Origin of the sequence: Paenibacillus agri (assembly GCF_013359945.1) — a bacterium.
Taxonomy (GTDB): domain Bacteria; phylum Bacillota; class Bacilli; order Paenibacillales; family Paenibacillaceae; genus Paenibacillus_AQ; species Paenibacillus_AQ agri.
Map to the genome: position 1 here is coordinate 202,434 of NZ_JABWCS010000219.1, position 22,883 is coordinate 225,316.

Annotated in this window: 18 protein-coding genes; 12 read left to right on the forward strand and 6 right to left on the reverse strand. The window is 48.6% G+C overall.

Annotated features, from left to right (window positions below; translation table 11 throughout):
* Positions 1 to 163 precede the first annotated feature (163 nt).
* The 8 genes from HPT30_RS24665 (at position 164) to HPT30_RS24700 (ending at position 9,386) form a co-directional block, all read left to right on the forward strand.
* Positions 164 to 1,147, forward strand: a complete 984-nt coding sequence (locus HPT30_RS24665) for a phosphate/phosphite/phosphonate ABC transporter substrate-binding protein (RefSeq protein WP_376767060.1) — start codon at positions 164 to 166, stop codon at positions 1,145 to 1,147.
* A gap of 109 nt (positions 1,148 to 1,256) precedes the next feature.
* Positions 1,257 to 2,045 (forward strand): phosphonate ABC transporter ATP-binding protein, encoded by a 789-nt coding sequence (gene phnC, locus HPT30_RS24670; protein ID WP_175373952.1) that lies wholly within the window; start codon positions 1,257 to 1,259, stop codon positions 2,043 to 2,045.
* Positions 2,042 to 2,833 carry a phosphonate ABC transporter, permease protein PhnE gene (gene phnE / locus HPT30_RS24675; protein WP_175373953.1) on the forward strand — a complete coding sequence of 264 codons (792 nt, stop codon included), beginning with the start codon at positions 2,042 to 2,044 and terminating at the stop codon, positions 2,831 to 2,833. The genes phnC and phnE (HPT30_RS24675) overlap by 4 nt, the downstream gene beginning before the upstream one ends.
* Entirely contained in the window at positions 2,830 to 3,633 is an 804-nt protein-coding gene (gene phnE, locus HPT30_RS24680) for a phosphonate ABC transporter, permease protein PhnE (RefSeq protein WP_175373954.1), read from the forward strand. Before phnE (HPT30_RS24675) ends, phnE (HPT30_RS24680) begins: the two co-directional genes overlap by 4 nt.
* 139 nt (positions 3,634 to 3,772) lie before the next feature.
* The gene (locus HPT30_RS24685) at positions 3,773 to 4,294 is read left to right on the forward strand and encodes a GNAT family N-acetyltransferase (protein WP_175373955.1); all 522 of its coding nucleotides are present in this window, start codon (positions 3,773 to 3,775) and stop codon (positions 4,292 to 4,294) included.
* A gap of 86 nt (positions 4,295 to 4,380) precedes the next feature.
* A complete protein-coding gene (locus HPT30_RS24690; protein ID WP_083205455.1) occupies positions 4,381 to 5,112 on the forward strand; it encodes a ZIP family metal transporter in 732 nt (243 codons plus the stop codon).
* A gap of 45 nt (positions 5,113 to 5,157) precedes the next feature.
* Positions 5,158 to 6,618: an O-antigen ligase family protein gene (locus tag HPT30_RS24695; RefSeq protein WP_175373956.1), complete on the forward strand. Its 1,461-nt coding sequence runs from the start codon at positions 5,158 to 5,160 to the stop codon at positions 6,616 to 6,618.
* Between the two features lie 113 nt (positions 6,619 to 6,731).
* Positions 6,732 to 9,386 carry an S-layer homology domain-containing protein gene (locus tag HPT30_RS24700; RefSeq protein WP_175373957.1) on the forward strand — a complete coding sequence of 885 codons (2,655 nt, stop codon included), beginning with the start codon at positions 6,732 to 6,734 and terminating at the stop codon, positions 9,384 to 9,386.
* Between the two features lie 951 nt (positions 9,387 to 10,337).
* On the opposite strand, the gene HPT30_RS24705 is transcribed toward HPT30_RS24700, so the two are convergent.
* Complete coding sequence (locus HPT30_RS24705) at positions 10,338 to 11,327, reverse strand: aldo/keto reductase (RefSeq protein WP_175373958.1); 990 nt, start codon at positions 11,325 to 11,327, stop codon at positions 10,338 to 10,340.
* 193 nt (positions 11,328 to 11,520) lie between these two features.
* The gene (locus tag HPT30_RS24710; protein WP_175373959.1) at positions 11,521 to 12,369 is read right to left on the reverse strand and encodes an AraC family transcriptional regulator; all 849 of its coding nucleotides are present in this window, start codon (positions 12,367 to 12,369) and stop codon (positions 11,521 to 11,523) included.
* A 197-nt stretch (positions 12,370 to 12,566) separates the two neighbouring features.
* On the opposite strand from HPT30_RS24710, the gene HPT30_RS30735 reads away from it, so the two are divergent.
* The 3 genes from HPT30_RS30735 to HPT30_RS24725 all read left to right on the forward strand — a co-directional run bounded on the left by HPT30_RS30735 (position 12,567) and on the right by HPT30_RS24725 (position 15,804).
* Entirely contained in the window at positions 12,567 to 13,472 is a 906-nt protein-coding gene (locus tag HPT30_RS30735) for a general stress protein (RefSeq protein ID WP_175373960.1), read from the forward strand.
* Between the two features lie 150 nt (positions 13,473 to 13,622).
* The gene (locus HPT30_RS24720; protein WP_175373961.1) at positions 13,623 to 13,994 is read left to right on the forward strand and encodes a BlaI/MecI/CopY family transcriptional regulator; all 372 of its coding nucleotides are present in this window, start codon (positions 13,623 to 13,625) and stop codon (positions 13,992 to 13,994) included.
* Positions 13,987 to 15,804: a M56 family metallopeptidase gene (locus HPT30_RS24725; protein ID WP_175373962.1), complete on the forward strand. Its 1,818-nt coding sequence runs from the start codon at positions 13,987 to 13,989 to the stop codon at positions 15,802 to 15,804. The genes HPT30_RS24720 and HPT30_RS24725 overlap by 8 nt, the downstream gene beginning before the upstream one ends.
* A 161-nt stretch (positions 15,805 to 15,965) precedes the next feature.
* On the opposite strand, the gene HPT30_RS24730 is transcribed toward HPT30_RS24725, so the two are convergent.
* Positions 15,966 to 17,162, reverse strand: a complete 1,197-nt coding sequence (locus HPT30_RS24730) for a polysaccharide deacetylase family protein (protein WP_175373963.1) — start codon at positions 17,160 to 17,162, stop codon at positions 15,966 to 15,968.
* Positions 17,163 to 17,342: 180 nt separating this feature from the next.
* Positions 17,343 to 18,269, reverse strand: coding sequence for a DMT family transporter (locus HPT30_RS24735; RefSeq protein ID WP_175373964.1), 927 nt, complete (start codon positions 18,267 to 18,269; stop codon positions 17,343 to 17,345).
* A gap of 193 nt (positions 18,270 to 18,462) precedes the next feature.
* On the opposite strand from HPT30_RS24735, the gene HPT30_RS24740 reads away from it, so the two are divergent.
* The gene (locus tag HPT30_RS24740; RefSeq protein WP_175373965.1) at positions 18,463 to 19,881 is read left to right on the forward strand and encodes an aminotransferase-like domain-containing protein; all 1,419 of its coding nucleotides are present in this window, start codon (positions 18,463 to 18,465) and stop codon (positions 19,879 to 19,881) included.
* Between the two features lie 103 nt (positions 19,882 to 19,984).
* Here HPT30_RS24740 and HPT30_RS24745 read toward each other — a convergent pair whose 3' ends face one another.
* Both HPT30_RS24745 and HPT30_RS24750 read right to left on the reverse strand, forming a co-directional pair.
* Positions 19,985 to 21,955 carry an FtsX-like permease family protein gene (locus tag HPT30_RS24745; RefSeq protein ID WP_175373966.1) on the reverse strand — a complete coding sequence of 657 codons (1,971 nt, stop codon included), beginning with the start codon at positions 21,953 to 21,955 and terminating at the stop codon, positions 19,985 to 19,987.
* Positions 21,930 to 22,700 carry an ABC transporter ATP-binding protein gene (locus HPT30_RS24750; protein WP_175373967.1) on the reverse strand — a complete coding sequence of 257 codons (771 nt, stop codon included), beginning with the start codon at positions 22,698 to 22,700 and terminating at the stop codon, positions 21,930 to 21,932. The genes HPT30_RS24745 and HPT30_RS24750 overlap by 26 nt, the downstream gene beginning before the upstream one ends.
* Positions 22,701 to 22,883: the final 183 nt, after the last annotated feature.

The window sequence follows — 22,883 nt, forward strand, 5'->3', positions numbered from 1 at the left end:
GCCTCCCCAAGATCATTTCGCTATCATTCTAACAGAAAAAAAAGTGGATTTAAGAGGTTGGGGGAAGATTTTACGGAGAATTGACAATCCCCCTCCTTACTTTTAACAGAATCCCTTTATAGTTTAGAAGTACAAAAAATAGACAAATCTGGAGGTCTTAAGGTTGAAAAAAATCAGTAAATTCGTTTTGCCGCTAATGATGTCTTTTGCATTACTTAGTGGTTGTGGATCTAACAACACGAACCAGGTCAACTCCGCAGACCAAGGATCGGCTAATGCTACCAATGCCCCACAGGAAACGACGGCTCCAGTAGCGGAAGGCTATGTTCCCGAGAAGCTGACTGTACAATTTGTACCATCCCAGAATGCGGATACGCTCGAAGCTAAAGCCAAGCCGCTAGAAAAATTGCTGAGCGACAGACTTGGAATTCCTGTCCAAGTTAGCATCTCCACTGACTACAACACCGTGATCGAAGCAATGGCTTCTAAGAAAGTGGACGTAGGCTTCTTGCCGCCAACCGCTTATGTTCTTGCCAAGGAAAAAGGCGCCGCTGAAGTTATCCTGCAAGCACAACGCTTCGGGGTGAATGACGATACAGGCGCACCTACCGATCAACTGGTGGATTTCTATAAATCGATGATTATTGTTAAAAAAGATTCTCCGATCCAAACCGTTGCCGATCTGAAAGGAAAGAAGATTGCTTACCAGAACGTAACCTCTTCTGCAGGTTTTGTATGGCCGGCTGCGACGCTGATGGACGCAGGTCTTGACCCGTTGAAGGATGTTCAGGCGATCACAGTGAAGGGGCATGACCAAGGCGTACTGGCCGTGCTGAACGGCGATGTTGATGCCGCTGCTATTTTCCAGGATGCCCGTAACATCGTTCTGAAAGACTATCCGAAAGTCTTTGAAGACACGCGGGTATTGGCCTTCACGGACAAGATTCCTAATGACACCATCTCGGTTCGTTCCGACATGAACAAAGAGTGGGTGGAGAAAATCCAGAATGCCTTCATCGATATTGTGGCCGACAAAGAAGGTCATGAAATCATCAAGGATATTTATTCCCACGAAGGTTATGTAAAATCCGATGACAGCAAATTCGATATCGTTCGCGAATACAACGAGAAGGTTAAAACAGAGTAGGTCGGGTCTTTCACAACAATCTTACTGATAAGACATGAGGATAGCCGGTCCGGGGTCTTGCCCCGGTCTGGCTATCTCTTTTATTCGATAACATAAAGGAATGATTCCATTGATAGAGCTTCACAATGTATCCAAAACTTATTCGAACGGTACCAAGGGCCTGAATGGGATTAATCTCACCATCGCTCACGGTGAATTTGTCGTGATTGTGGGACTCTCCGGTGCGGGGAAATCAACGCTGCTGCGTTCGATCAACCGGCTACATGACATTACAGAGGGCGATATACGCATCGGCAGTCAATCCATTACGAAGGCCAAGGGTAGCCAGCTACGGAGGATTCGCAGGGACATCGGGATGATTTTTCAGAGCTTCAACCTTGTGAAGCGGACCACGGTTCTGCGTAACGTGTTGGCCGGAAGAGTTGGTTATCATTCTACGCTGCGCACGATTCTTGGACGTTTCCCTAAAAGCGATATCGAACTGGCATTTCAGGCACTGGATCGGGTGAATATTGTTGAGAAGGCCTATTCACGTGCAGATCAGCTCTCGGGCGGACAGCAACAGCGGGTAGCGATTGCCCGGGTATTGGCACAGGAGGCGCGGGTGATTCTCGCCGATGAGCCTGTGGCTTCACTGGACCCGCTCACGACGAAGCAGGTTATGGATGATCTGAAGAAAATCAATACAGAGCTAGGCATCACTACGATTGTGAACCTGCATTTTATTGATTTGGCGAGACAATATGCGACCCGAATCATCGGGCTGCGGGCTGGAGAGGTCGTATTCGACGGGCCGGTGTCTGAAGCGACAGATGAGAGGTTCGCAGAAATCTATGGACGTCCCATCCAGAAGGACGAGCTGCTTGGCGAGCCTGTGGCAGAGGTGCCTGTGTCATGAGCACCAATACGGAGAAAATTCGGCCGAAAGCACCGAGGAAGCTGAAGCACTATTTTACGGCGGCGATCTTGATTATTCTGCTGTGGAGAAGCGCTGTTCTGACAGATTCCAGCTTGGGCGAGCTGCTGTCCGGTCTGCCTAACATGCTGGACCTGCTGAAGGAGATGTTCCCGCCGAAATGGTCCTATTTTGAAAAAATCGTGGATGCGATGCTGGAGACGATCCGGATGGCGCTGGTCGGCACTACATTGGGCGCTATTCTGGCCGTGCCGGTAGCACTGCTTAGTGCAAGCAATATCACCGTTAGCCGCTGGCTGCATCACCCGGTCCGACTGTTATTGAATTTGATTCGTACAATCCCTGATCTGCTGCTAGCTTCTATTTTTGTAGCCATCTTTGGTCTAGGACCACTTCCGGGGATATTCGCTTTGACGGTCTTCTCGCTAGGGCTGATTGCCAAGCTTACCTATGAGGCGCTGGAAACCATTGATCAAGGACCGCTGGAAGCCATGACTTCCGTGGGGGCGAACAAAATTCAGCGCATTGTCTTTGGTGTAATTCCACAGGTGCAAGCGCATTTCATGTCTTATGTGCTGTATGCCTTTGAAATCAACGTCCGTGCGGCGGCTGTGCTTGGTCTGGTAGGAGCAGGAGGCATTGGCCACTACTATGAGGTGACGCTGGGCTTTTTGGAATACAACAAGACATGCACCATCATCCTGTTCACATTGGCAGTGGTGCTGATTATTGATTATGCAAGTACAAAGCTGCGGGAGAAATTATTATGAGTAAACCATGGAGTGAGATTGTTCCCAAGCCACGAAAGAATCGTTTCCGCTGGCTGATTTATGTAGCGCTGGCTGCAATTTATATTTGGGCTTTTTCCGGTGTGCCGTTTAACGGATTCAAGGAGACAGCCGGGGTAATTACGAAGGCGATCTTTAGCGGAATCTTCTCCCCGGACTGGGGATTTGTCTATTTGCCGGACGGTGAGGATCTGCTGCACGGATTGCTAGAGACCTTAGCGATTTCAGTATTGGGAACGTTTATTTCTACATTTGTTTGTATTCCGTTTGCTTTCTGGGCAGCGGTGAATATGAGCCGGGGAAAAGTAATCTCGGGTTCCGGTAAGCTGGTCTTGAGCTTTGTTCGCACCTTTCCCGAGATTGTTATGGCCTTGCTGTTCATCAAGGCCGTAGGCCCGGGTTCTTTCGCCGGTGTACTGGCTCTGGGGCTGCACTCAATAGGGATGCTGGGGAAGCTGTTCGCGGACGAAATCGAGAATATCGACCGTGGACCGCTGGAAGCACTGATTTCTTCGGGTGCTAGCCGCATGCAAGTATTGTGGTTCGCGGTGCTGCCTCAGGTGTTGCCCGGGTTCCTTTCCTATACACTGTACCGATTCGAGATCAACGTCCGCTCAGCGACGATTCTTGGTGTCATCGGTGCCGGGGGGATTGGTACGCCGTTAATCTTCGCGCTTGGAGCGCGAAATTGGGACCGGGTAGGTATCATTCTGCTCGGAATTATTGTGATGATTACGGTGATTGATATTATCTCAGGTACGATTCGGAAGCGTTTGGTGTAAACACAAAAAGCTACAAGACAAAACTCACACTAGCTAGATTCTGTGTGAGTTTTATTTATATTGAGACAAGGATTTCGAATTTGCGATAATATAACAGGGGAAGTGGAGAATGCAGCTTTAAGAAGGAGAAGTGGTAGATTTGGTTATTCGTATTTTAGATGCTAATGATGCTGAGACCTATCAGAAGCTTCGGTTAAGAGCATTAAGAGATCATCCCGAGGCCTTTCTAAGCAGCTATGAAGATGAAAAGGATATGCCGCTGGCTATGGTACAAACAAGGCTGCAGGCCGATCAGAATAGGTTCACTCTCGGAGCTTTTAACGATAATGGTGAGCTTGCAGGTATAGTGACTTTTATTCGGGAGAACCGAGAGAAGGTCAAGCACAAAGGGCTTGTAGTAGCGGTGTATGTGAGCCCGGAAGCCCGGAAGCTTCGTCTCGGTTTTGCTTTAATGGAGGAACTTATCGCCAGAGCGGCACAGCTTGAGGGCGTGGAGATTCTGAACCTGGCTGTGATGTCCGGGAATGAAGCAGCGGTAAGGCTGTATGAGTCGCTAGGGTTCACTTGCTATGGCAAGGAGAAAAAAGCGGTTAAGATCGGTGATACTTACTACGACGATGAGCTTATGAGCCTGGATTTAAGTGAACGGAGAACATTTTGAATCCGAGGAGCTACAAATAATTGTAATAACATTCCTGCCTAGAGCATATGCTGGTCTATCCGACTTGTCCCAAAGGAGTTGAAGACTTGGCTACTGCGCTTCTAGGCAGTTTTTTATCGGCAATGGCGACTGTTCTCGGCGTAATCCCTATTCTGTTCGTGAAGAGACTATCGGAAAAATGGAAGGATATTCTAGTCGCATTTACAGCCGGAATTATGGTATCTGCTGCCACCTTTGGCTTAATGCCGCAGGCAATCCAGGAGTCGGGAATTATATCCTTGACCCTTGGATTGATCACCGGGGTACTGCTGCTGGACTTGATCGAGAGCCATATTCCCCACATTGATGTGGAGAACAAGCCCGGCTACACCAATATGGATTCGAAGGCATTGCTCGTTATCATTGCGCTCTTTATCCACAACATCCCAGAAGGGCTTAGTACAGGTTTTAGTTATGCCAGTCAGCAGGCCAGCCTTGGGCCCACGGTTGCTCTGGCTATCGGTGCACAGAACATTCCGGAAGGGCTGATTCTGGCTGTATTTATGATGAATTCCCGGACAAGCCGATGGAAGGCGTTAGGGATTGCCGCTTTGACCGGACTGATGGAGATGGTATCGGCGGTGATCGGTTATTTTACGGCCAGTTCGCTGCAGAATGTAGTCGGCTACGGTCTTGCTTTTGCTGCAGGGGCGATGCTCTTTATCGTATACAAGGAACTGATTCCGGAGAGTCACGGCCATGGCTACGAGCGTTCATCGACTTATTCGTTCATTATCGGGCTTCTCATCATGGTGTATATCACACAGATTTTCCAATAGGGTGGATAAAGGATTTTTGGTAAAGTCTGTCGAACAAGAACATTTATGATGACCATATATGAAACGAAAAAATTGCCATTTTATACGTTGCTGTTATTTATTATTGCTGGAATGCTTGGAGCGGGTTTTTTTAAGCCCCGTTCCTTTTTGGCGTTAGCTGCGGTTCTTTATGCTGTAACAGCGGTATATCTGGCAGGGGTTAAAAAGTTTACGCTGCTACCGGTGCATATTTTTCTACTGATTATTATGGTTTTATATTGGCTGGCTGTCGGATATGCCGCTGATCCTGAGCAAGCTGTTCTGGAAGCGGTTAAAGTGTCGCTGCTGCTGCCGGTCACGCTGCTATTCTCAGGCTTATCCAGTCTTCAGCGTGACCGGCTTTGGGCGGCATGGTCCTGGGGCGGTGCAGGACTCACACTTTGGGGGCTCTTCTTCGGCCTCTTCCGTGAGGGCAGGCTGGAATCCACGTTAGGCTATGCCAATGTGTACGCTGTCGTGATGGCAGCGGGCTTGGCCGCTGGCTGGCATGCCTACAGACGGTCCAGTCAGCAGAGATATTGGCTGCTGATGGCCATTCAACTGTGCGGGCTGTTGATGTCAGGTTCAAGAGCAGTATTGATTCTTGTAGCTGCCGGAACGGCCTTTCTTTTATTTTTAAATAAAAGAAGCAAAGGGGCTGTATGGGGAGCAATTATTATGCTTGTGGTCCTATTGGCAGCAGTTGTCGTCGGCGTACTCTATGGCGGCACTGGCAGCATTCGCAGCATTGGCTGGAACGCCACGGAGTTTTCTCTGCGTCGTATCTATTGGAGTGATGGCCTCCGGTTATGGAAGACGCATTGGCTGACGGGTACCGGCGGGGGCGGCTGGGCCGTGCTGTATCCCTCAGTTTTCGTAAAATATGTGCATCAGCAGTATTTGCAAATGGCACTGGATACGGGCATTGCCGGAGCCTTGGCGTTTATAGCCATGATTTTGACTGCACTCCGGGCCAACTGGCGCCGGGGGCGGGAAGGCTTAAACATTATGCTGGCAGTATTGCTTTTCTGCGCCCATCTTGCTTTTGACATCGACCTGGCCTATCCGCTCCTCTTCGGCTTGTTTGTGATGCTGTTGTCCGAAATGGAGCTAGAGGGATACAAGGGAAAAGAGATCATGCTCGCCGGCCTAAGAACTACTGCAGTTGTGCTACCTTGCCTTATCGCTATTTGCACTTTTGTCTGGATGACGGCAGGGTACATGTTGATCTCCAAGGGAGAAGCGGCAAGTGCCCGGAGGGAGTGGAAGAGCGCGCTGCAAAGCCTGCAATCGGCGGAGAAAATACTACCTTGGTCGCATGAGGTGCACTATCAGTTGGCGGCTGTATATTCCGGTCTCGCGCAATCTCAAGGGGATGAGAGTACGATGAAAAAGGCAATTAACGAGATTAGGATCGCTGCGTCGAAGGTCCCTGCTAACAAGAAGTATCAGGAGATGCTGAAAAAGGTGGAGAAAAGTAAGAAATAGGAATATATCTATAGCAAATACATATTGTTATTTGTTGGAATTCATCTTATTATGGGGAAAGATTTCCAATACATAGATATCTATTTTTAGGAGGAATTATTCTGCACAAGATTATGCGAAAAATCAGCGTTTCCCTGGCAGTTGTCATGCTGCTGGCTCTGAGCGCTCCGGTCTTGACATATGCGGCTAGCATTCTCAAATTGAAGTATGATGCGTCAACCGGGGAGATCTCGGGAATTATCTATTCCGATCAGAGGGATATTTCTTTGAGTCTTGACCTGGGAGGACAAGAAGTTCCCGTCTCTTCGAACGTGGTGGGAGAAGTGTATCATTCCTATTCATCCAATATCTTCTGGGCGAATGTGAATGGGCAGATCGGAACGGGACTGGCTCCCTGGAACATTAAGGTCAGAGCTGGGAAGGAGAATCTGATACCGGCCAGTGTAACGGGAACCACCTATGACTTCAATTTCGCCCCGTTGTTTCATGCTCCCGATATCTATCGGAATTTTCAATATGATTACTATAATGACGGCACTCATCTTTTTCTGAATTGGTCGCCAGTAAACCGGGGTAGCGTGTTCGGCTTTTCTCACTACAAGGTATACGACAATAACGAGCTTATATTCTCAACCCGTGACAACTCTATGTTTCCGATAACAGAACGATATGATCGGCTTCCGGTATTTCCGTACCATTCTTTTCACCAATTTCAGGTAAGTGCAGTGGACTGGCTTGGTCATGAGACGGAAAGGTCGGCCCCGTACATGATGAGAGCCCCAGGTTTGATGAAGGAAGCTAAGGCAGAATATAGAGGAGCCAAAGCAGGGACGAAGCTCCAGCCACTTGATAGCATTGTATCCTTCACACCAAGCTCGGAGCAGCTGACAGGTGTCTCTTCGGACGCATTCCAACTGGATTTGAAGTTCACGGATGCGCTAGATTACGACTACAATGCCGTGCCATATACACTCAACTATAATGCAATCCAGGCAAGTGATTTCGAGCTGGTAAAATCGGACGGCACGGTCATTCCCGTGAGAGGATTAACGCCCAAGAATAAGACGATTAGCCTTTCTTTCCAACAGGTTTTAGATAGTAGAGCAACCTATACGTTGCGTCTCTCCAAACAGGCTTCTGGTGATGAGATTGCCCTGCCCAAGGTGAACACAAGAAGCGCCGGGATTGATCTTTATGTGGAAACCCTGCCTGAACATGCCTTGAGCTATAGATTCGAAGCATCTGTAGAGGCGTTCATCGGTACATTTCCAGAACCTCCTACAGGCTTAAGAGCTACTCCAGGAGACGGGACACTAAGCTTGAACTGGAACCGTAATACGGAGGAGGATCTGGATGGGTATCTGGTATGGCTGGATGGCAAGTTGCTGACGCAATCTCCGATTCAGAAGACCAGCTTCTTCATTGATGGATTGACCAACGGAAAGACGTATCATGTCAACGTAGCTGCCGTAAACAAGGACGGTGGTCGTTCGCTGCAGGCCTTCATCTTCCCCGTACCTAAGGTACCGGATGGAAGTGGTGGTACGGAACCGGGAGGTTCAGGCCCTGGGAATGGTAACGGCGGCGGTGGTGGCGTAACGGCTCCAGCACCTGCAACGTTGGAACCGGCCCCTGCAGGTCCGGCGCTGTTAGCCACTCTAGTGGACAAGGATGGTATCTCCAAGACCTTGGGTGTTGCGTTAAGAAGCGAGAACGGCAAGGTTAAAGTACCGGTTGCAGAGGATATCAAGCAGCTTCTGTTGCCAGCAGCAGGGGAGTTATTAATTAAGGACAACACTCTGGTGATTGAAAAAGATGACTTATCGCTGGCTATCCCTGGACAGGTGCTTGAACAGCTAAAAAGCCTGGTTCCTGTAGCGCAGCTAAACACTTCAAGAATTTCTGTCGGATTCGCCCCGATCGGTAGTATCGAGCTTGCTGAAGATACAGCCAGAGCAGCTTCGCAGTCTGCTAATTCTGTAATCACGCCAAGTGGTGCAGCCTTCAACATTACGCTGTCGCTTATCACAAATGATGGAAAGGAAAGTAAGCTTAGCGAGTTCAGCTATCCGGTAACGTTGAAGCTCAAAGTTGCAGAAGGAAGCAATCCCAATCTTACGGGAATCTATTATCTGAATGAGCTGGGTGGGATACAATATTTAGGAGGACGTTTAAGTGACGGATATTTGACGATAGATGTCAGTCATCTTAGCAAATACGCCGTGTTGCAATATGACAAATCGTTCACGGATGTGCCAGCCGGCCATTGGGCTTCATCTGCGATCAAGTCCATGGTTGCCCAGCATGTCGCAACAGGAACAAGCGATACCCGCTTCTCCCCTAATCAGCAAGTGACACGCGCGGAATTTGCAGCCTTTATTGCCCGCAAGCTGAACTTGAAAGCTTCCGGTGCATCTGACTTTACCGATGTACCTTCTACCAAATGGTATAGCGATTCCGTAGCCGCCGTAGTGGGGGCGGGGATTGCCAGCGGACAGTCCGAAACGCTGTTTGCACCGGATCGCCCGATCTCACGCCAGGAGATGGTCGTTATGGTGATGAAGGCTTATGCCTATAAATATATGCTGCCATTTAATGTAGGCGATGAAGGAATACCGTTCGCCGATCAGGCGCAGATATCTATGTGGGCCAAGCCTTATGCAGCCGCTGCCCATAAGCTTGAATTGGTTCAGGGTAGCGATAACAAACTTGAGCCGAATAAGAAAGCTACTCGTGCTGAAGCCGTTATGGTGATCTCTAAGCTGTAACTCACTGCTCGTGCTAAGGCGTGACTGAATTGAATTATGCTATGACTCAAGAGGATGTCCCTAAAGCTATTAGCTCTAAGGACATCCTCTTTGGCATGATCCGCCCCAAAAGAATGGATGATGGCGGTTGGTGGCATGTGGGCTCGGTGGCTGAAAACTCGATCGCTGGCCGCTCGTTCACTGGTCGCTCGTTCACTGGTCGCTCGTTAGCTGGTCGCTCGTTGGCTGGTCGCTCGTTGGCTGGTCGCTCGTTGGCTGCTCGTTGGCTGGCCGCTCGTTGGCTGGTCGCTCGTTGGCTGGTCGCTCGTCGGCTCTCCTCCAGAACACGTACCCTCTGCGCTCCGCAGCTCTATTCCTGCCCGTTCCCGCCTGAAAGCTTTCCATAGGACAGCTAGCAATGGAATATAGACTGTCGACAGTTTTCAACCACTGGGAGCGGTAAACTCCCCTTAACCAGTCGCCTTAACAGTGGAAAAGAGGAGGCTGCTCCCCAACTAACAGCATTTTTGTACCTTATTTTTCTTCAATGTAGGTAAAAAAGTCAAATAAGGGCATTATTGTATCTTATTTTTTGAAAAAGCACGCTGGAAGGGGTATTCTAGAAGATTTAAGGTACAATATTGCACTTAATTTCTACTAACCGGTAGCTGCAGAGGATTTAAGGTACAAAAATGCCGTTAATTACACGTCAATCCTTCTTATAAAAGCTCTCTCTTTTTCCTTTCCAAGCCCGGGACAATTGATCAAAGGGAGAAAGGGAGAAAGGGAGAAAGGGAGAAAGAGAGAAAGAGGGAAAGAGAGAAAGAAAGGGATAATGCACTCAACGCAATAAAATAGGTGCTTATCAGCTAGCCCCTTCGTTATGCAAGTCTCAAAAAAACGGCAATTGAAGCTCGGTGCAGCGTATAGCTGCCCGGCTCCAGTTGCCGTCTTTGGGACGCTTGGATGGAATTATCCGCGGAGAATGGACTCGATTTGCTCCAGCTCTTCCGCGCTAAGCTCAGGCGCGTTCAAGGAAGCTACGGCATCCTCGATTTGGCTCACCTTGCTGGCACCGATCAGGGCAGAGGTAACTATTCCGCCGCGAAGAACCCAGGAGAGGGCAAGCTGCGACATCTTCTGGCCGCGTGCGGCGGCAAGCTCGTTCAGCTTCCGTACTTTGCCAAGAACCTCCTCCGTAATTTCATTCTCGGAGAGGAACACGCTTGGTCCGGCAGCCCGGGAATCGGCGGTAATTCCGTTCAGATAGCGATCGGTCAGAATACCCTTTTGCAGGGGAGAGAACGCAATGGTGCCGATGCCTTCTTCGGCCAGCACATCCTGCAGTCCATCTTCAATCCAGCGCGACAACATGGAGTAGTTCGGCTGATGAATTAGACATGGAGTTCCGAGCTGACGAAGAATTTGCGAAGCCTTGCGGGTATCCTCCGCGTTGTAGTTACTGATTCCCACGTAGAGCGCCTTGCCCTGGCGGACAAGCAGATCCAGTGCGGCCATTGTTTCTTCCAGCGGAGTGTTAGGATCTGGACGGTGATGATAGAAAATATCTACATAATCCAGGCCCATCCGTTTGAGGCTCTGATCGAGACTGGAGACGAGGTACTTCTTGGAACCCCATTCCCCATAAGGACCTGGCCACATATAATAGCCTGCTTTTGTAGAAATAATCAGCTCATCACGGTAAGCGCCAAAGTCTTTGGCCAGAATCTGGCCGAAGCTCTCTTCCGCAGAACCTGCAGGCGGCCCGTAGTTGTTAGCGAGATCGAAATGAGTGATCCCAAGATCGAAGGCGCGTCTGACCATGGCTCTGCCATTTTCAAAGGTATCGATGCCGCCAAAATTATGCCAAAGGCCGAGCGAAATAGCTGGAAGACGGAGACCGCTGTTGCCTGTCCGGTTATATGTCATGTTGTCGTATCGGGTAGAACTGGCGTTGTACATGAAAGTTCCTCCTAAATGTTTTATGAAGCTTACTCACTTGAGATCCTTCAAAATAAAACTGACTCTGAAAAGCACTGTCAATGGTAAGGTTAGGCGAAGGATTTTTCAGAAAATCCACGCTCTTTTCAGGTTTGGGCTACGTTCTTATTGTAGCGAAAGGTGTCTTCCAAGCGTATGTCAGAAAGGAAGGGAATTATAGTACAATGTCCGTTTTGGCATGACGGAGCCGGAAATCCTTCGGAGAGCAGCCCTTCACCTTCTTGAACATGCGGGAGAAGAGAAGCGGGTCCTGGTAGCCGACTGACCTAGCGATTTCACCTATGCTGCAGGGTGTCTCTGTTAGCAACTCGCAGGCTTTAGCGATGCGGAAGTGAAGCAGATATTGCTGCGGCGGTAGCCCGACAGTGCGCTTGAACAGTGCTGATAAATATTTTCGGTCCAGCTTCAAGGCGGAGGACATCATCTCCACAGTAATCGTCTCACAGTAATGTGAATGAAGAAAATGCAGACATTGCTCCACATAGGCACTCTTTTGCCGTAGCACGGGCAATTGGATCGGAGACGCCGGGACGGTCTTAATCAGCAAAGAAAAGAACTCATACATAATCGCTTTTAAAGACAGGTCCAGGCAGTCTGCTGCTTCTGCTGTGGAGGTCAGTTGCGTATACAAGTTGGGCATTAACTGATCATCCATCGGAAATACAGGACAACCTGGAGATAAAGAAGTTTTGGACAGAATAGACTCCATCTGTTCACCGGTAAAACCGATCCAGGAATAGGACCAGGGATCATCTTGATCAGCGGCGTAATAAGTAACGATATGTGGATACGTCAGGAAGGCTTGTCCGGCGCCAAGGGTGTGGCTGCATCCGCCAACCTCGACCATACCGGTGCCTCCATGGATAAAATGAATTTTGTAATGATCACGCACACCGGGACCGACCGTATGTCCTGGAACACATTGTTCACGCCCCCAGTAGTGCAAGTGCAGATCTGGATTGCTCCGAAAGGGACGTTCCGGATTATAGTTATAGATCGCCATGGCTGCTTCAGCCTCTTTTCTGCGAAAGAATAGTTCTGATTCAAGAACAGCACCCTCATTATACCCCAATTCCTGAATAGATGGTTGTGTACACCCCTGGTGGGATGAACAGGCATTCGTTTATCTGCTGAAAGTTTGGTTAATTAAGCTATGAAGCAGGGCAAACTAATGAGAACCAACAACAGGAGGGTACCGTTATGGATAAAAGAATTGTGGGTGTTTTTACAGCCGAACATGAGGCTTCCGCAGCCATTGAGGAATTAAAAAGACATGGTTTTCGGACCGATGATATCTCCGTCATTGCCCGTAATCCAGAGGATGCCCATACGATCCTAGAAGGGACAGGAACTAGGGCGCCAGAGGGCATGGCTTCAGGTGCAGCAACCGGAGGCGTGCTTGGAGGCGTGACAGGACTGCTGATCGGGATCGGTGCGTTGGCTATTCCCGGCATTGGGCCGATTATTGCTGCAGGACCCATCGCGGCAACTTTGGCAGGGGCGGCTGTGGGTGCCGGGACCGGCGGTCTGGTTGGAGGCCTGATTGGACTTGGCATTCCGGAGGACGAGGCCGAGAGCTATGACAGGTATGTAGGCTCCGGACATATCCTGGTGATGGTAGATGCTGGAGGCGAGCATGAACAAGAGGTCCACCGTATTTTCGGACGGTATCATGCCGTGAATGCCAATTACTCGGATAGGGAGATTGCGGAGGAGTTACCCGAAGCCCGGTCATTGGATCTCCGGGAAGCTACGGATGATTCCGTACAAGATACCGTAGATGCCACTTTCGATGGTTCTGGTCTGGAGGGTAAGAACGATACAGGACTGGATACCAGGAACGCATCTTCCGAAGACAAGCTCCCACAGGACCGGGCGGCGCAAGACATCCATCGGTCAGGAATGACTGGCTCCGTTGAAGAATCAGATGCACTTGCCGCAGCTGACCAGAAAGATGCCAGATCATTGGCCTATTCAACAGGCACGATGGATGCAATGGACACGCTCCCAAGCGAGCATGGAGGTAAAGGCACTGTAGGCGAACAGATCCGTGAGGAGCGGCGGCGCGAGGCGGAGGAGAAGGGCGTTGGTGAAAAGGAAGGCTGACAGCAGTCCGTTAACAGATAAGATGTCGTATCTAAGTAGTAATTTAAAGCGCATATGCGCTTTTTTTTATGCCATAAAGGACAGATATTGACTTCGTTTCAACGTAATGTATAATAAAAAAACATATTGTAGAATCGAAGGGGGGAGTTCATGCATATTACAGCAGCGGAAATGGAAATCATGCAGGTGATCTGGAATAGCGATCGTCAGATGACGACAAAGGAGATCATGGAACAGCTGCAAGGTAAAAAAATTACAACCATTGTCACCCTTGCCGGACGTTTGATCGATAAAGGTGCACTAACTTCAGTCAAAATTGGACGTTCTCATGCTCATGAATACTCCGCTGCCATCAGCGAAGAAGAGTATCAGCAGTTACAGACCCAGCAGTTTATTCGTTCCATTCACAAAGGATCAGCCAAAAGTCTGATTAGCAGCTTGTTCCAGGGTGACCAATTAACCAAACAAGACATCACGGAACTTCAACAATTTATCAACAAGAAGGCGGAAGAGCATGATTAGCTGGCTCTTAGCAACGACTTTAACTGGCGGTCTGATCACCGTTTTGATTCTTCTCTTCAAGAGAAAATTAATTAAGAGGCTCGGGACAGCCGGCTATTATTTAACTAGTGTAATAATGTTAACGTTATTTATTATTCCTTGGCATCAAGTCTTTCCATCTGATTTCTCCAGTCAAATCCTCAATAATTCGCTGGAGATGATTCACAACCAGGAGGTTGTTCGAGTTAATGAAAAGGTACCCTCAGCAGATCCCCCACCTAGTGAGCACATCCTGTCTCCACAGCTAGAAGCTACTTCCATTGAGCATGCCTCCCCATTGTTATCCAAGTTGATCGATCTACCTGCCTTGTGGGCCGGTGGCTGTCTAATAATGTTATCCCGTTATTTTGTAAGCTATTACCGATTTAAACGGAAGGTACTGGCCCATAAGCCAGCTTTCATTGACCACATTGGACGCTTAAATATTGTAACTAGCAAGTATGTCCTGTCTCCTCTGATCATTGGTTTCTTCAAACCGGTCATTGTTATTCCTGAGCAACAGATATCGGAAAGTAATTGCCATCTGGCTATTCTGCATGAGTGGAACCATTACAGACAAGGGGATGCGTGGATCAAACTGTTAGCTGTGGTAATCAACTCTATCCACTGGTTCAATCCCGTCACCTATCTGATGCTTGCCAACTTAAGCGAAGCCTGTGAATATGCCTGTGATGAGAAAGTAACCCGGAAGATGAGCATTGATGACAAGAGAGCTTACAGTGAGATGATTCTAGCCTTTGCTTCCCGATCCACCCCCGCACTAAGTAGCAACCTCGCCAAGAGCAAGAAACAACTACTCAGGAGGTTTGAACTAATTATGAGTCCAGTATCCAAAGGCCAGGGATATCTAGGTGTCTTGTTGGTCACAGCGATGACGGCTGCTTCTCTTCTGATTACGACCATGGTGTTCGCAGAATCACCTAAGACGAAGACGCAATATGTAGGAGAAATGTTTACCTACTATAACGTATACAGTACGCTTGACCAGAATATAAAGAGCACCTTTGGATTAGGAAATATAGGTGTAATTGATGGCCCCTTTTGCATTGATGCCAATGGATTAAAGGTGGATTACTATAACCGGACGGAACCGTATTATATGATTAATCGTTCATGGAAGCTGAAAGACAATGCACTGGAGCAGAAGGTGCTTAGCATTGACGGGAAGAATGTCACAGTGGCGTTCACCAAAGAAACCGCTGCTTATCAGGACGATTCGGTTATCGAGAAGATGGTTCGCAACCAAATTGAGTATGAGTTGACTTATAAAAATACGAAGTGGAACCATGACCACCTGGCTTTCATTAATGAGGTTATCTCACAAGGTATGATGGTGGTTCAAAATGTGACGGAACCAAAGGATTTCAAGTTCATCATGTCCACAGAGAAAAATGGAGATCAATGGGGAATGAAGCCATTAACTCGCTATGACGCCAAAACAAAAGTGAAGAGCATCTTTAATCAAAAAGTAAAATTAGCGGCTAACATCAACGGGAAGCAGGGCAAGCAGATTGGCGACTCATTTGTCATCAAAAACGGAGAAACGCTGGCCATTGATTTCAAGAAAACTACAGATAGTATGCCTCAGATTTACTTTTCTGTTATTAATGTAAGGACAGGAAAACCTGTAATGGATGACAACTATTTAGGCAGCGGCAACAGATTTATCTTTATTCCAGGTAAACAGTCTGTCAATAGCACGTTTAAGGTTATCATGAGCGGGGAAGGAGGCAGCGATACCGGAGAGGTAGAAATATTCACGTATAAGTAAGGTTTTTTACAAAACCCCCTCCATCCCCCCTAGCAATCCAACCCAGGGTCAACAATGAAAAGGCGACCTTTGCCCAGATCCAATATCCTGCATGCAGGTATTAGATCTGGGCAAGATCGCCTTAATTTGTTTTCTGATATGCCTTAATTGAATCAATAGTATTAGAACATGCTCAAGGTCACTTTGCGGTCTCTGTTGCTGAGTGTCATGTTGACCTTTGTAGCGGCGCTAAATTCCCGTAAGGGAATCATCAGCTCGTTGTCTTTCATTTTAGGTACGGAGCCGGAAAAAGGCAGCGGAATGTCGTTGACCATGAGCAACCCTTTCGTTTCAGCATTCTCCGATTCTTTGCCTCCCCGTTTCATTCTGGCAATCAAATGCTCCGGTGTTTCTCCCGCCTTGGAAGCGTCCAAACGGTAGCCGATTCGGTCAAATTTCGTATTGATGCCTTTTCCGATCGTGAAGAAAAGATTGATGCCCTGTGACTGTGCCACTTCGAGGGCAGTCAGGCTATATTTTCCGTAAGGGAAGCACAGAATGTTACGGGTATTGCCGAGCTCCGTCTGCAGGCGGTTATCCGCGTGCCGTAAATCAGCATCGATTCTGTTTCGGTATTCCTGCACGGTTTCTACCCGATTTTCTTTGGGCAGATATTGCAAATGCGGCAGCGCAGGCTTCTGATCGCCTTCACGGTCAACAGCGATCATATGATGCGCATCGTAGGTATGGTTGTAGAAGCTCATGCCGGACTTTTTCATCTCCCGCATTTGATCCCACGTTAGCTTGGGTAGGCCTGGCACATGGCCGTCAACTGCGCCGACGATGACAAAGTTGGTCGCTGTATCCCCAAATTCCTTCAGGATCGGATAAGCATAGGTGTAAAAGGATTCGTATCCGTCGTCAAACGTCAGCAATACCGCGTTATCCGGTATCTTGCCACCCTTAAGCATGAAATCAGCATATTGATCCATTGTGATGATGTGGAAATTATTCTTTTTTAACAATTCAAGCTGGGTTCTAAATTCTGATGTAGATATGGATGAGGCTCCCTTCTGTACCTCTGGAGAAATGGCATGGTACATCAGCGTAAGCACCTTGTCGCGGTAATAGATCCCTTTACCGGTGGGAGTCGATTCTTGCGGCAACGGGTCCCATTTGATTTTCAAGCCCAGACTGTTCTCCAGAAAAGATGCGGGAACGAATAATTCACCGTGGCTAAGCTGAAATTTGGGTGGGGGACTTTCCTTGCCCTCCACTAGAAAGCTGTACTGTATCGGAAAAATCATTCGGTACAAGATGACAAGCAGGACGGCGCTGATTACGGTGAGTGTCAAAAGCTTAACTTTACTCGATTTCATAGATGAATCCTCCTTGGCAACAGATAAATAGTAGAAAAAATTCTGATTCCGTCCAGATGTTCTGACCGTATTCAGCGAAAAAAGGATGGCCCCTGCCATTCCGGCATTTGGACCATCCCCAATTTATCATATCTCGCTTAAAATTCTGTGAAAAAAAAGTCATTTTTCTGAAAATGTAAGCTATATTTTTTTTGGTAACGCTGGTGTGCGCTTGGCTTTGAAAATCATCTGCTTCAGAGCTTTTCCATTAATAAGTATGGTTCCAGCAATAATGGTTATTATGCCGAGAAGGGTCACCCAGTTGATCGTTTCATTGTAAAAAAGAACCCCCACCCCTACAGCAATAGGCGGTGAAACGTACAGCCAGGTTGATGGGAAAACCGGGTTGGTCTTGGCGACGAGCCAGTAGAACAGCGTATGACCCACCATGGACCCGATCACAATAAGATACAGGACTGATCCAGCTACAGGGAAAGAGAACAGCCAATCTGGCTGCACATTCTCTGTAAAGAACGAGAGGATAAAGATGAATGCTCCGCCGTACATCATTTGGGCGGCATTCAGGGCGATAGGCGAGACTTCGGGCATATTGGTGATGACTTTTTTGGAATAAATTGCGCCTGCCGCATAGCAGAGCTCTCCGATCAGAATGACGATACAGCCTATAGTCCATAAGGGAGAGACATCCACGGTAAGATTAGGCAGAACCAGCAGCAGAACACCGGTGAATCCGATGAGACAGCCGTACAGGGAGAGTGCGGGGGTCTTTTGCCGCAGAACGAGAGTTTGCAAGAGCAGAATCATAATCGGACCGGTTGCCGACAGTACCGCAGCCAATCCTGAAGATACATATTGTTCCGCCCAATAAAGGGCAGCGAAGGTTGCGAAGGTCAGTGCAGCTCCGGTGAACAGCATTTCCTTGCGCAGCAGCAGGGAGAAGCTGGCTTTGCGTTTCCAGACCATCCATAGGAACAGAATGACACCGGCCAGGAAAAAACGCAGTCCTGCGGAGAAGAAAGGCGGCGCTCCGGCATCCACGCCGATTTTAATGGCCAGGAAGGTCGTGGCGAAGATCAGACAAACAAGAGTATAAGCTAAAAGAATCATGTTCAGTTCCCCTTTGGAAATATTGTGGAGTCGTGCTTGAAGTATTCGTTAATCATATAAGGAAGAGAACAGAACAGATTGATAAATACAGAACAGATGGTTACGGAGATAATGTACAATACGGTATAAGGAAATATAGAAAGTGCGGCAAGAATAGAAAGAACGGAAAGAATGAGAAGGAGGCTTGTGTCTGATGAAAAAAGTGAGGGAAACGGAGCAGGCACATCCCTTGTTCCGTCAAGTGTATGAGTACGCCCTGAATCGTATAGAACGGGGAGAGTGGAAAAGTCATGACAAGCTGCCATCCATCCGGCTGTTAGCCGAAGAATTAGGAGTACACCGGCTGACAGTTTTTAAGGCTTACCGTCAATTGACCGAGGACGGCAAGGTGTATGTCAAGGATAAGTCGGGTTATTATGTGTCTCAGGGCCACGGGCAAATGCTGGTCCAAGGTTTTGACGAAGGAAGCGGGGTCTCTTCGTATCTGCACAGCAATCCCATGTATGACATCCAGCGCATTCCTGTGAAATATCAGTTCTCCTTGGCTCTCATTGATCCGGGGCTGCTGCCTAATCTTTTCTTATCTGACTATGTGAAAAGAGTGTTCGACATGTACCCCAAGGTGATGGGGACTTATGCCAGCGTACAGGGTGACGAAGAACTGAGGGAAACGCTTAGTGGGCATTTTCGGAAGCAGCAGCATTTGCAACTGTCATCTGGCGAGCTCTTGATAACCTCTGGGGCCCAGCAGGCGATTAATCTGATTGCCCGGATGATGCTCGGACCTATGGATTCGGTGTTGATAGAACGACCTACATACAGCGTAGCTATGGATATTTTTCGCCGGGCGGGTGCACGGCTGGTTCCGGTGGAGATTACTCCGGAAGGGTATGATCTGGATGAGGTTGAGGCCTTGATGGCCAAGCATAAGCCTCGCATGTTTTACATGAATCCGACGCATCATAATCCCACAGGTTATACGGTGCCTGTACGGCAGCGTAAGCTGCTGGTGGAGCTCGCGGAACGCTACCGCTGCCTGCTGGTAGAAGATGATCCGTTTCGGGATATGTATTTTGAAGAAGAGCCACCGCCGCCTATTTTTGCTTACGATACTGAGGGTTGGGTCGTCTATATTGGCAGCTTCAGCAAATACGTTGCGCCCGGTCTGCGGATATGCGCAGTCGCCTGCCGGTATCCGCTGATGGAACGGCTGATCAAGATCAAATCGCTTGAAGATAACGGCACGCCGCTATTAAACCAGAAGATTTTCCTGCATTACTATACTTCGCCCCGGCTGCAGCAGCATCTCGGCAAGCTGCGGATCGCGCTTCAGGTGCAAAAGGAAATTATGGAACAGGAACTGTCCCAAAGCGGTTGGCAATGGGAGACTCCCGGTGGCGGGCTGACGCTCTGGGTAAAGCTGCCGGATGGAACGCCGGTGGATGCCCTTCTTCGCAAAAGTCTGGAGCATTCCCTATCTTTTGTGCCCGGATCGGTTTTCGATCCGCTTGGCGAGATGAGATCATGGCTGCGGCTCTGCTACTCTTTTGTAAGCGAACCGCTGCTGCGTGAGGGCATGCAGAAGCTGACGGCCTTGGCGCGAAAATTATAATGCGGGGGTAAGCTGTAGAAATAGAAGGAAAACCTCCTGCTAACATGTGCTTACGGCCCTAGATAGGGTAGGTAGCATTAGCAGGAGGTTTTTCAGTTTACCATTAAACCATCATTTTCTTAAGACTGTGAATATAGCGTGATTTCACGATGAGGAAGAACACACTTTGCAGAACGAGATAGGCGGCAAAGGTGACGAGGACGGGCTCAACTACATTAACGATCCCCATCTGACCGAGAATTGGACTGATCACGACTAGGCTTTGAATGGCCGAGATGAAGATAGGGATATAGAACAGGATAGCAATCTGCTTGGTTGCAACTGCAGACATCTCTCCGGTACTTAGCCCAATTTTGGACAGCGCGCGGTACATGCGGATATCTGCGGCCAGCTCACTGTGCAGTTTGAAATACAGGAAACTGGCGGATGCGACCGAGAAGATTAGTGCTACAAAGATGCTGACGAAGCTGACCATGGCTGTGCTTTGCTTCAATAATAGATAGTTTTCCCCACGAGCCATTAGGTAGGAAGTCAACCCACCGCTGTTATTGTTCCGATTTTCGGCATTAATCTTACCCAGCTTCTCCCCGACAATAGCTTCTTGGCTGCTTGCTGTAGGCAGAGATCCGTTATCCCATGCCGGAACCTTGTAGAGATACTCTATATAAGGCGTAATTTCCCTTCCAACCTTGGCTGATTTGGCGGCCCGAATCGTTTCCAGTGTGGATTCTGGGATGATCACAATAGGAGTGCTTTTATTAAGGAAATCCGCTTGATCTGAAATAATGGTCTTTTTAACGGCAAGCGTCTCTGTTGGATGTTCTTTCATAGTGATTCCGCCCTTGCGGATATAATCAGAGATGATGCTGTCCGTACTGGCGATCAGAGCAGCCTCATTGGGACCCAGGCTATTAATCGCCGGGAATCCGAGTACCCCTGCAAGCTCCTTATATTGGGCCAAACCCAGCAAATAAAGGGTTTTGGGTCTATTTCCGTCCCCGCCAGAATTGGCTAGTGTGGCATTCAGCGTATCGATTCTCGTCTCTGTATACGCAACGCCTGCCGCTTTTAGCTCGCGATGGATTTCACTCCGGTCAGGTTCGGCGGAAGGCGCCTTGTAGAAGGTCTTGGTCACGGCAAAAGGATTGCCAAAATACATATCTCTGCCAGCCTGGTTGATCGACAGAACGACGCCCGCGCCCATGCTGGCGAGTGCGGTAACCACTGTAATCAGGAAGAGCATCCGCGAATTATCGCGCAGCTTATAGCTCATCTCGGAGACCCAGAGCAGACGTGTACCGCGCCAAGTTGACTTCCTGCTGCGCTGGAGCAGGCGCATGAACAGTACGGACAGCTGTGAGTAGAAGAAATACGTTCCAGCGATTCCCGTTACGGCGGCAAGAATAATGGTCACAGGGTTCAGTTCTATGCGCAGCGCGAAAAATCCGGTCGTAAGCAGTGCGGCGCCAAACAGAGATAACAGAATGGAGGCTTTAGGCGGTTTTTTAGGTTTTGCGTTGCCTTGCAGCAGCTCCAGCACTCTGTTTTTACGAATGAACAGCAGGGTGAAGATCGAGATCACCAGGAACAAAGCGACAAAGGAAGCCGCTGTGATCAGCATTGGCTTGAGAGGCAGATAGAACGGAAGCTCATCAATGCCGATGATTTTGGTACTGAGCAGCAGAAAGAACTTGGAGAGCAGCATGCCGCCTCCAATTCCCGTGACAATTGCGAGCAGACCAATCAGCATATTTTCCAGAAAGACCAGCTTATTGATCTGCCCCGGACGTGCACCCAGAATAGTCAGCAGCCCGAATTCCAGATTCCGCGATTTAAGGAACGTTCCAATGGAGTACATAACGAAGAAAAAGGCGAACACATATACAATAGACGCTGCTACCTTCATGCTGATTGCGGCACTAGGTCCCATGGAATTATTGGCTACATCCGGATGATAAATGAAGACGGTATATGCAAAAAAGACCATGACCATAAAGGCGCTACTCAGAAAATAGGCGATGTACGCCCTGGCATTGCGCCGGACATTATTAAACGCGAATTGAGGAAAGTTCATGACTATTCCCTCCCCAGAATGAAAGTGTATCGATGATCTTCTGGAAGAACGCCTGCCGGTTATCCCCGCGATGAATCTCGGCTGCGAGCTTTCCGTCCTTGATAAAGACGATCCGGTTGCAATAGCTTGCTGCCAGCGGATCATGGGTCACGAGCATCAAGGTGGCGCCGTCTTTGCGGTTGATCTCTTCCAGCGACTCCATCACGATTCGGGAGGAATTTGAATCCAGTGCCCCGGTTGGCTCGTCGGCCAGAATAATTGCGGGCGAGGTGATAATGGCGCGGGCGATGGCCGTCCGCTGCCGTTGTCCACCGGAAATTTCATAGGTGCGCTTGTTCAGGATACCCGTAATATTAAGTTGTCCAGCCACCTTTTGCAGTAATGCTTCCATTTCACTGAGCTTACGGTTATCCAGGGTTAACGGTAACACAATATTTTCCGCTACGGTCAACGTTTCCAGCAGATTAAAGTCCTGAAAGACGAAGCCGAGCTGTCTGCGGCGAAAATGGGCGAGCTCCTTCTTGTTCATCCGGTAGGGATTGCTGCCATTGATGTTCACTTCGCCCGAAGTGGGCTGGTCAATGGTGGAGACCATGTTTAGCAGGGTGGTTTTGCCACTGCCGGACGGGCCCATAATGCCAACAAACTCACCGCTTTCGATGCTGAGATGAATATCGGTTAGCGCTTGGGTGAGCACTTTACCGGGATATACTTTATTAAGTGCTTTAACTTCCAATACGTTCATGACGTTTCATTCCTTTCCTGTCTCAAGCGTTAATGTCGCTCTTGCCGCTTAAAGGGACAAGAGGCATGACTTCCTGCTATCAATGTACAGGAATGGGGCAGGTGTGTGCTATGGAATTACCTTAACATAATCTTACATATCCTTTAAGGTTATGTTCGTATTACTGGCAAGGCCGTTCCTTGA